Here is a 10691-nt window from a genome sequence, read left to right as displayed (position 1 = left end):
GGCACCCTTCGGGTGCCTTCTTTAGCCCATTGAAGATTCATTAACCAACTCCTGGGATTCGTCTCCTGTTGCACTACTTTCGTATACTGTTAAATCAGCGATACGTGACATGACTGTCATTAACATAGCCCAGCCTTTATTTTGGATCTCAAATAAAGGCTTTCCATCTTCAATATTGTAGTTAGATATGAATTCATAGCCCATACGTACATGTTCATCATCTAGAATACTATGAACGTCAAAGTGAGCTTTAGGAGTAGTATCATCCATTACAGGTTTAATATGTTTGTAGAAGAAAGTAGCTGAGGCTTCAACCACCAAATGAACTAAAACAACTTTTTCTAATTCAGTTGCTGTTGTCATTTTATAAGCGAACCATGAGCTTGCTGCTTCAAGAACTGGATCAAATACAGGTTCAAAATCTATACGGTTATTTTTGATATCACGATTATGTCCGAGTTCTTCTTCTAGATGGGACATTGTAAGTTCTTCGAAAGCATCGTTATGTAATGTTGCAGCACGAGTTAACACCATTTTCTGAAAATGGTCAGACCAAACTTGGAAACAATCGAGAAATCTTTTCTTTGCTTGTGTTTTTTTTAATAGTCCACGATTTACTAAGGAGCAGGTGCGCAAATATCCGTCATGGCTATGCAGGGAAAAATCTGCAAAAAAGAAGCCGAATGTACGGGCGCAGTCATGACCTCAACCAGAGACATTTCTTTTGCCCATACGTGGGAGCCCATGTCCGGATACAGAGCTGCAACTACTCGTCGATATCAGAACAACAAAAGCCTTGTAAACTGAGATGCGTTCATACAGGGGAGGATATTAACTCTCAGCTTTCAATAAACCTTTGGGAAGGGGTGTCGTCAGTCAGTGTTTGTAAGTAATCTACACAGGTAAGTTTGCTGATATTATCCCCGTTTGCTAAACGGTATTTTAACCAATTGATAATTTGTTCCACTAATTGTCCCTCTGGCTTATCCAGTTTCTCAGCCAATTTACCGTGGTTTTCCCAGCAATTATCACTGATCGCAAATGCTATCCCTTGCAGGGCGTAATCGGAATGGTGCCAGGCATGCAATAAATGACTACCCAGAATAAAGGGTAATTCACTGCCACCTTGGCCGCAATTTTCAGGCCGATAATAAATCTGCGGTTCTGGCATATCGATCATCAGCTCACTCACCGGTGTCAAAAATGCTGACCAATCGCTGACTATCATTGCCGGTAATAACAGACTGAGGATACGCGGGTCCATACTGCGAAAAATCACCGGTTTTTCTTGCAAAATCACCTGCTGGCGCGAACGCCAATGATTAAGCTGCTGTATCCATGATTGATCACTGCGGTAAGCCCAACCCCAACTGTTATCGCTCAGAGTTTGGCTATCAAGCCAATGAGCTATCGTTGACAGACAGCCTGACTTGGGCTGAACCAGCCAGGGACTTTGCGCCAGCATGTGATCCAACGGTGTATTGCTGTATAGCGGGAAAGCCTGCTCTACCCAGTCGTTGCGATAAAAGAGCGCAGCCGGGTTAGGTTCCGCGAGTGAATTGAGCATAAAGAAAACCGATGGTTTGTTAGGGATACTCAGCCACTGTTGCCAATTTATTGACTTGTTCATTTATCCTCCGGATTATCAATAACCCAATTTGTTTCCTGTTGAGCCAGCACAGCACAAAACGGTTTGGTAGGGAATTTAACCCCCGGCAGAGGCGCAACCCCTTCCGGCAGTTGCAGAGACAACCCACGGCCAGTACCGGCAGAACCTTGCCCGACTGATAAATTCGGGGAGGTTAGAATACCGCCGGGAGTTAACCGGATAAAATGACCACCGACTTTTAAAGTAATTTCTGACGCCGCTTCCATCACCATTTTACCGCCGCTTTTCAGGTGTGTTTCCTGACCGCTTTCAGCCACCAACGCATCGCCGGTCTGTAAATGTTGACTGCCTGAGATACGGTGTGAAACATCTCCATCGGTGCTGTATTTCCCCGATCCCCTGATATGTTGATGATCATCCACTGAAATTTCGCTATAGCGGTTATTATCGATCCGCTGTTTATGGTCATGTTTAATATGCCAATAAGCGTCGTGTTGAATATGGGCGGTCAGATCTTTCTGCCCGTGCAGGTAAATCTCTTCCCGGTCTTTCTCATCTTCAAAGCGCAATTCATTAAAACCTTCCCCTTTATGGGTCTGGGTTTTAAATGTCGTGCGGGTCTTTTCAGCGGGTAAATTTAACGGGGGCCGGTTTAAACCGTTGTAGGTGCAACCGGTGACAATCGGACGATCAATATCGCCGTTCAGATAGGAGACAATCACCTCCTGACCGATACGGGGAACCGCCATAAAACCGTAACCGCTGCCATTCCAACCTTGGGCGAACCGTACCCAACAGGAGGCGTTTTCATTGGCTTTATCATAACGATCCCAGTGAAAATGGATGCGGATACACCCCTCTTCATTGACATAAATCTCTTCCCCTTCCGGGCCGACCACGGTTGCCACTTCATCACCGTCCGCCAGCGGTTTGTAGCGATATAGCGCTCGCCAGTCGTTATAACCCGAAATAAAACTGAATTCGTTATGCAGATAAGATCCTGACTCTCCGCTACCTTCTTGCCGTGCCTGCGGACACTTGCCGTGATGACGGATCGCCACGATTTGCCAACGAGTATTCATGGCATCAACCGGGTGTTCGCTGAGGTCAAAGATTTTACCGGGCATCAGTTTAAAACAGTTGCTTTGCCCGCTACCGGCCTGACGTTGATTCTCAACGGCCTGTTGACGGCGCTGAACAAACGGTTTCGCCTCCGCGTCTTTCTGAAAACGGCCATAGCTTTCAAAAAGCTCAAACAGGGTTTTCTGCCCCTCAACACTGGGATCGATATTGGCCCGGTGTGTCAGGCGGTAAGCGGGATTCTGGGGATTATAGTCCTTATAAATGACCCGCATCGGGGTCATGGAGACGCCCAGACACACCTGATTCATCACATTCATTTCGGTGGCCGTCTCTATCTGCGGGTTGTAGACCAGCGGTAAGTTGGCTGTCATCCCTAAATGGCTGTCACTGAAAAACAGCTTGTCGTCTTCAAACCAGAAATTCAGCCCTTCTTCGGCAACTAACCGGGCAAAAAAGGCATAATCGGACTCCCGTTTTTGCGTCACATACTCCCGTGTGTAATGAAACTCATCCAGTTGGCAATCGAACAGGATGCAATGTTTTTTCAGCAAACTGGTGAGAATTTCCGGCACGCTTTGCCGATGATAAATCCGGCTGTCCTGATTCAAATTCATCCGCCAGAGAGCGGGCTGGACGGTGAGGTAATAAATGGTGCGGTGAGCATGAGTGTCACCTAATACCGCCTGCGTGATAATGCCGCTAACCTGACGTTGCTCAATATCGTTGAAAACCACCCGGAATTTCACAGACTGTAATAACAGTGATTCCAGATCAATATCGGCCCGCTTACTGACCAGCGTTAAGGATAGGGTAAATAATTCGGATAATTCCTCTTCTAGAGAAAATTCAGCTACCGCAAAAGTTTTCTCCGGCAAATCGATAATATGACAAAGAAAGTGTAATCCATCGTTCATATGGACTCCTTATTTCTGATGTTGGTGTTTAAGAAATGGGTGATTAAAATCACTGATAAGATCGATAAGTATTGTTTAATATTTGTCATGGTAAGTTTTCTTCAATTCCTACAGAGGTAGATATTATTTTATCTTCCAGTAGTCTATCGTTTGGCGATGGAGGTCAATTCTTCCATTAGGATATTCAACCCATTCCTTCCCCTTAGTTATAGTAATTTTTGGCATCTTGGTTTCATCTAATTTAGGTTTATAAGTAATTTTCCATTCTGCACCCGGCGTTAACCTCAACCGAAAGGGATACATATCGACCCTACCTTGCAAAAATATACTCTTCGGGAATTGCTCAGATATTTCCAAAACAGGATAAATAACCGGACTAAAATCAATGGTATTTAATGCCGCAATTTCGCTAATATTCGTCTGGGCAGCATCATTAATAAATGCAGTTAAGCCGGTTCCCGTATACGGCACAGCATCTTTCACCAGATGTCGGACATCGGTATACCCCACTGCTACAGAAGCTTGATTGATTTTCCATTTACACCATCCTCCACCATTGAAAGGCAATTTCTCCTGAAAGTAACCGGTTTGTGGATCTGACTTCACATCCAGACGTAATCTATAATAAGTCGGCACTTGATAAGGCGACATACCTGCATCAAACTGATATCTAAGACAATCTTTTGAGATATACTGCGCAGATACATACGGTTTTGTGTATTTCGGCGCAACACCTTCCACCGTAATCAACTGTTTCTTCTCGTCAGGTGAAAAAGGAAAAAGCCAGTCAAAAAAGGTGTCACCAAACGCCCAGTAAATAGAATAGAGAAATAATAAGGACAGCGTTATCTTCAATATTTTCATACGGACAGTTCCTTTTTATCACAGTAATGCTGTAAGGCCAGTATTCCTTATTCTTCCTACTGGCCCACGGTCAATGGTTTTTACTGGAAACTCTGTTAGCACTACTTTATTTTCCAGTAATCAATAGAATCTCTGTCTAAATCAACTCTGCCATCAGGATATTCAACTCTTGAAGGTTCTTTACCTGGTGGGATAATAATTTTAGGCATTTTGGTTTCATCTAACTTAGGTTTATAGGTAATTTTCCACTCCGCTCCTGGCGTTAACATAAACCTGAATGGACGCATTGCTTTCTCACCTCGCAAGTATATTCTTTTTGGAAATTTGTTAACTATTTCCAAAACAGGATAAATAACTGGGTGGTAATCTATAACATTCAATGTTGCAGTTTCGTTAAGATATGTCCGAACCGCATCGTTAATAAATGCAGTTAAACCTGTTCCTTCCGCGCCTTCATCCTGAACCGCATCTTTTACCAAATGGCTGACATCGGTATAACCTACCGTCACAGAAGCTTGATTAATTTTCCATTTACACCATCCTCCACCATTGAAAGGCAATTTCGCCTGAAAGTAACCAGTTTGCGGATCAGCTTTTACATCCAAATCCAACCCATAATAAGTCGGCACTTGATAAGGCGACATACCTGCATCAAGCTGATATCTAAGACAGTCTTTTGAGATATACTGCGCAGACACATACGGTTTTGTGTATTTCGGCGCAACACCTTCCACCGTAATCAACTGTTTCTTCTCGTCAGGTGAAAAAGGAAAAAGCCAGTTAAAAAAGGTGTCGCCAAACGCCCAGTAAATAAAATAGAGAAATAATAAGGACAGCGTTATTTTCAATATTTTCATACGGACAGTTCCTGTTTATCACAGTAATGCTGTAAGGCCAGTTCCCCTTGTTCTTCCTGTTGGCTGACCGTCAGTGATTTTATTAACTGCTTATCCATATCCAGAAAATAGAGATTTCGGTAGTAAACATTGTCAGGGATAAGCATCTTATAACTGTCCATTTTCGCTTTAAATTGACGCTGACTATCCTGATAGACTGTAACCTTATCCGGTTCACATAACTCTCTGAGGCGTTTGTCAATATAACCCGCATATTTATACGAGCTATGGTTAGAAAAACCGAATCCGCCTTTCAAATCAGCACTTCTGTTTTCAACAAACAGTTTGTCTTTTTCTTGTTGACTGAGCTGATTAAACAACGCATTCTGCCGCTCACCGGCCAGCGAAAAATCCTTTTCTGTTTCCTGATTTAACTCAGGAATTAAGTAGAGTTTTGTGGTGTTATCCAATATTTTTTCAGCAACACCGGTTATCAGGGAGGCATTCCGGGCGGAAATCAGCCATTCCGGGCAACTGTTGGCTTGAAAGAAATGAACCACTTTACCATGATGCAAATAGATTTCTTTATTGGCTGTCGCCTGTTTGATTGCCTGAACAATCGGTGACGGTGACAACAACTTCATCACTGCCCAGTCATACCCCGCCGGCGCCCAATAATTGAAAAAAACATTATCCATATCCTGCTCAAATGGCACAGCAGGGATGACATCATCTTCATTGACATGGCGATAGTGGATAATAGAAGACAATTCCTCTACCGCACTGCGGGTTAATGTTCGCGGCATCCCGTAACTGTAGAGACAAGGATTGTGTTCTTTCAGTTGTGCACTGTGCAATAATGCTAATGCCCCTCCCAAACTGTGACCACAGACAAACAATCTTCGTTTTTGAGCCAGCATAATAATATCGCTGAATACTACTTTACTCTTATCACTGGGAACGATTAACCTTCCCCCCAGATTAAATGCCTCCCAAAACCCTTTATGCACTTTACCATGATGAATAAACTCACTGCACAACGCTTTGTCATCATCGCAGCTTAAAGCCAATGGCTGGAAAGTGGCATCAGTCAGGTAATTATCCAGGCTAACGGTTCCCCGCCAACTAATAATCATATCTTTCTTACTGGCGGCATAAAATAGTTTGGTATCACCCTGCTTATTGTTCCCTGCTTGTGAATCAATAAACTCCACCCGGGTATAACGTTCACTAAATGGCACATCACAAACTACAGGAGTCGACGATGCTTTTTCCACCTGATAAGGCAACTTCGAGACATCCACCATTTGCCGGTTAAAAAAGTGAAGTACAGAGCCTTCAATATCAACATCCCCATCAGCATAGGCCAGCACGCTCATTAAACACTGATTATAAGCATTCACAATGGAATACTCCTGCTGATGATGTAGCAGCAGAACCCAAGCCCGAAATGGACACACTTCCAGAACATATCGTCGATTCACCGGATGGACCTGATAGCCTTTTGGCTCCGGGTCTGGGAAATGATAGGGAGGTGGGATGTCTTTGGGGTCCCACCCTTTAATCACCGGCAATCCATCACTAATCTGCCCGATAGTCACATAGCGATATTGATAGCCTTCGGCTTCTGCTTTTGGTTTCACCACCGAAGCCTCTTCACCGCGTTTTTCCCGCAACGGGCGCTGTTCCATCTCATCGGCCAGCGGTTGGGCGCCGATATACAGAGTTACCGGATGGGAAGGCATATCTTCTTCCCTTAGCAATCCATTGCCATCGGTAACCCCTTTACGTCCCAGCAGAGGATTTCCACGGATTTTCAAACGATAAGGCATATTGACCAAGGGTTTCCCCTGTTCATCCACCAACTGAAATTCTATCCAGTTTTTCAGTATGTTTTTACAGTCAAGACAATCGAGTGGGCTTAATTTGCTCATTGATACTATTTCCTTACAATTAACGTTACAGATAGGCTCGCAGCCCGAACATCATGTGTTGAAAATTCCACAGGATTTCTCCCGTCTGACCATCCATAACTTTCATCATCACAAAAGTCCTCATGCTGATGAAAAGCGTCATCAGGCGTGACACCACCAGACTGAACTGATGCATCTCCCCCTGATTGGCATAACAATCCGGGTTCAATGTCAGAACGAGTTGATGGCCCCGCACTGGAACCCCTTTGTCGAGGCGATCTATTGGGATGTTATCCAGCCGAACGATACCGTCGATATGTTCCTGGATACGTTTGCTTAATGACTGATCGGAGGAGAAATCGAATAGCTTGATAAGGTCTTTTAACGAGTGGGTTTGAAAAGCCATCCAGGGTGATACGGAAAGGAAAGAGATGATTGACCAGGCCGATCTACTTATTTGATCCTCCGCCATTGTTGAGTGGCAAGCAGAAGAAACTGGGGTGATATTGCTTACTTTCAGCACTGAGGCATATTCTCCCGGTAGATTAATCTCCCCGATACCTAGGTTGGAGGCCCGTGTTTGATAACCGGTAAATTGACAAAAAATGGATTGTGGCGGCAGGTTATCCGCGGGTTTACCATGACAGTCAAAGAAGTGCAGATGTTGCAGGGTACGCTGCGACATATCGCGTTCGGTCCTAAGCTGATAATAATAAAGAAACTCAGCATCCGGCAGAAAACGAGCGGTTTGGGAGAATTGCTCAATCGGCAGATAGCGGTATGGTTGCCCGCGCTCCTGCTTTGGTTCAGTAGAGGTGCAAACGTGGTTCAGCTTGAACAGTTGTTTAGTCGAATCCAATGGGATTTGATAATGGTTGGCTTCACTGTTTACCGAGATCTTCTCACTCATCGGCTCCAGATGTCTTACCGGCACGCAGTCCAACAGAAAGGTTTGGGAAATATCGTTTAGCATCAGATGACCATCAAACCGAAAAATCAGCTCGAATGTCCGGTCTGCGTTCAACTCCACCAATCGACGATCTTTCTTGATATCAATTGTCACAAAATCATGTACATGGGGCAGGTAATAGTACTCAGTCATCAGTTGCAAGATAGAGTATGGCGTGGTTTTCATCGCCGGCAGGATGGCAACCTGCCGTGCGGTTCCCCACAATGCCGGGACTGGGTAACTGTCATCAAGCCTGATGGTTTTGTCCTGTGTTCGCAAAAAGACATCACACAGATTAAAGTCAAGCCATAAGGCTAATTCAGCGGCTTGCAGACGATCGCTGCCCAGAAAGAAATCTAGCGGTTGGCTGCGCCACTCTGAGGTATTCTCCGAACATTGCAGTGTTAGCGTTATCTCACTGTACTCTGGGGTTGCGTTCAGTTGCCGGTCAATCACCGCCAGTGGTTCGATATGCAGAGGGCAGCAGGTTTCAAAACTGACTTCCTCTTCTCCTTCACCGGCAAAAACCGGCGCTCCTTCGGGTAGCGTCATCGCGCTCAGGTGATGTTTCCCTGTGGGTGAAAATTGAACTATGCTCGTGGGCGGGACCGGGCACATGGCATATGGCCAAATATGAGCCAGCATCCCTGATGTGAGTTCGGGAAACTCATCCTCAATTTTTTCGCGAATACGGGAGGCTGACAGCGCAAAGCCCTGCATCACTCGCTCAATATCCGGATCACCGGCACCTTCAGATAAAAAATCTGCCAGGTGCGGATTTTCTTTTGCGGCTTCCTGCGCCAATTGCCGTATATATTGCAATTCTTGTAGGAATAGAGACTCTTTTTTATTCATAATACACTGTCCTATAAGGTTTTTATCTGGAAAGACGTTTGTGAGGCGATTAGTGTGGCCCCACAGGGGTTTCATATTTTGCCCAGAGTTGAAATAATCAATTCTTTTGCCAAAGAAATAACATAGTAAAAATCCCATCATCACCGATAAAAACAGCGCTTATCGCATGAATAATGGCGAGTTGAATGATAGGAAGACAGAAATCAATCCTGATCAGTTAATCCCCAGGAATAAGGGGAACAGGGGGTAATTTTTTTAAATATAGTCCATTTGATGGAGGTTAATTAATAATTAAACATTCATCATATAGCAAGAATTTTTTTCAAATTTACAAAAATATAAATTTGTAAGAAAGTGTTATAAACTCGATATGGAGTCAAAGAGATATCAAGCCATCTCGAATTTGCTAATTAAAAAATATTTTTATTACAATCTGTTATGATGATTAATGGCATTATCTATTTAGTCGTTGTTTTAATAACTTTGTTAATGCCACCGGAAAGGAGTGGTGAAAGAAGAGAATCTTATATGCATGCTTCGTCTTTGCATGCGGTTTGTATTTCCTATTGATTGATAAGAATGGTCGGCAATAGTAATACCTGATGTGATAGTTGCTGTATTTAATATCAGATGAGTGATGATGATGGTATTAAATACCAGTGCAGCTTGATAGGGCTAATCTGAAAATACCGCAGAAACTGCACTTGATACTGAGTTAAGTATCATTTAATTCCATGGGAAAAATTAATTCAAATTAAGTCACGGTGTTTGTCATAGTGACTCATCTGAAACTTTTCCCAATGATGATAGATTTGTCCCTTTGTTAAATTCACTCCCAATCCCACAAGAGATGGTAGCGATCTCGTGACCAGCGATAATAGAGCGCCAGGAAAGCATTAATATTGTTAATGGGAAATTGCTCGAAGTCGAAATGTTCATCTTCATCCAAATCAAGTAATTCGCTTATCCATAGCCGCGTTTCTGCATATTCCTCATGGTCAGGATAATTCAGTATTGTGATTAAATCTTCATAACCATCAATCCCGCCGGTATCTTCAAAGGGACAGGCGCGAGCGCCATCCAGACAATAAAAAGGAAGCGGAAGATCATTTGCCGGATAATCACTGTTTTCTAAAGTAATTTCGTGTTCCCATTCATCGCCAAAATCATAGAGATAGGTAAAAGATCGCCCTTTTTGTTTAATCAGATCAGCCAGACGGTATAAATCTTCTTCCTTGCCATCAGATGGGTTTTCTGGCATTTCTGTCAGTCGCAATTTACCAATACGAAATTCATGTAGATGACTATCCTGCCATCCCATAACGATCTGTATCACATCATGCAGCCGGTCAAATGAAATAGAGGCGGGAACGACAAATTGCCGCCAAATAGCGGGTTTTGAGTCTGTAAGTGTTATTTTTAATTGATAGAATTTTTCATTCATCACTAATCTCCTAATGGTTTTGAGATGATTCTTTCCATGTGTGCCATCTATTGTCAATATTTTATTGAATTTTCCTGGCTGGATTTACTGGAATGCCAGCATGCTTAGCTTTGTATGAAAAATTTGGATCATGTCATCAATTTCAGCGGCTAATGTTTCTTTAAGATATACAGTGCTTAAGGTGGATATTTTGACTATTTTTCAGTTAGTTATTGGTTTCTTCG

The 10691-nt window shown here is 43.4% G+C and carries 8 protein-coding genes; all 8 read right to left on the bottom strand.

Annotation, left to right across the window (positions count from 1 at the left end; genetic code table 11):
• Positions 1 to 21: 21 nt before the first annotated feature.
• Positions 22 to 636, bottom strand: a complete 615-nt coding sequence (locus tag LGZ98_RS21895; RefSeq protein WP_191214865.1) for a hypothetical protein — start codon at positions 634 to 636, stop codon at positions 22 to 24.
• A 202-nt stretch (positions 637 to 838) separates the two neighbouring features.
• Positions 839 to 1630, bottom strand: a complete 792-nt coding sequence (locus LGZ98_RS21890) for a DUF4123 domain-containing protein (protein WP_262978580.1) — start codon at positions 1628 to 1630, stop codon at positions 839 to 841.
• On the bottom strand, positions 1627 to 3606 hold the full coding sequence (locus LGZ98_RS21885; protein ID WP_262978579.1) for a type VI secretion system Vgr family protein: 1980 nt from the start codon (positions 3604 to 3606) through the stop codon (positions 1627 to 1629). The genes LGZ98_RS21890 and LGZ98_RS21885 overlap by 4 nt, the downstream gene beginning before the upstream one ends.
• Positions 3607 to 3729: 123 nt before the next feature.
• Entirely contained in the window at positions 3730 to 4470 is a 741-nt protein-coding gene (locus LGZ98_RS21880; protein WP_228901836.1) for a hypothetical protein, read from the bottom strand.
• Between the two features lie 101 nt (positions 4471 to 4571).
• A complete protein-coding gene (locus tag LGZ98_RS21875) occupies positions 4572 to 5327 on the bottom strand; it encodes a hypothetical protein (protein WP_214053075.1) in 756 nt (251 codons plus the stop codon).
• Complete coding sequence (locus tag LGZ98_RS21870) at positions 5324 to 7240, bottom strand: lipase family protein (RefSeq protein WP_262978578.1); 1917 nt, start codon at positions 7238 to 7240, stop codon at positions 5324 to 5326. Before LGZ98_RS21870 ends, LGZ98_RS21875 begins: the two co-directional genes overlap by 4 nt.
• A gap of 25 nt (positions 7241 to 7265) precedes the next feature.
• Positions 7266 to 9023 carry a type VI secretion system baseplate subunit TssF gene (gene tssF, locus LGZ98_RS21865; protein WP_223121436.1) on the bottom strand — a complete coding sequence of 586 codons (1758 nt, stop codon included), beginning with the start codon at positions 9021 to 9023 and terminating at the stop codon, positions 7266 to 7268.
• 829 nt (positions 9024 to 9852) lie between these two features.
• Positions 9853 to 10467 carry a plasmid pRiA4b ORF-3 family protein gene (locus LGZ98_RS21860; RefSeq protein ID WP_113042598.1) on the bottom strand — a complete coding sequence of 205 codons (615 nt, stop codon included), beginning with the start codon at positions 10465 to 10467 and terminating at the stop codon, positions 9853 to 9855.
• Between the last annotated feature and the right edge of the window lie 224 nt (positions 10468 to 10691).

The organism is Photorhabdus kayaii (assembly GCF_025384895.1).
Classification (GTDB): Bacteria; Pseudomonadota; Gammaproteobacteria; order Enterobacterales; family Enterobacteriaceae; genus Photorhabdus; species Photorhabdus kayaii.
Note: the sequence above shows the minus strand (reverse complement) of the source record. Positions and strands in the feature narration are given on the sequence as shown.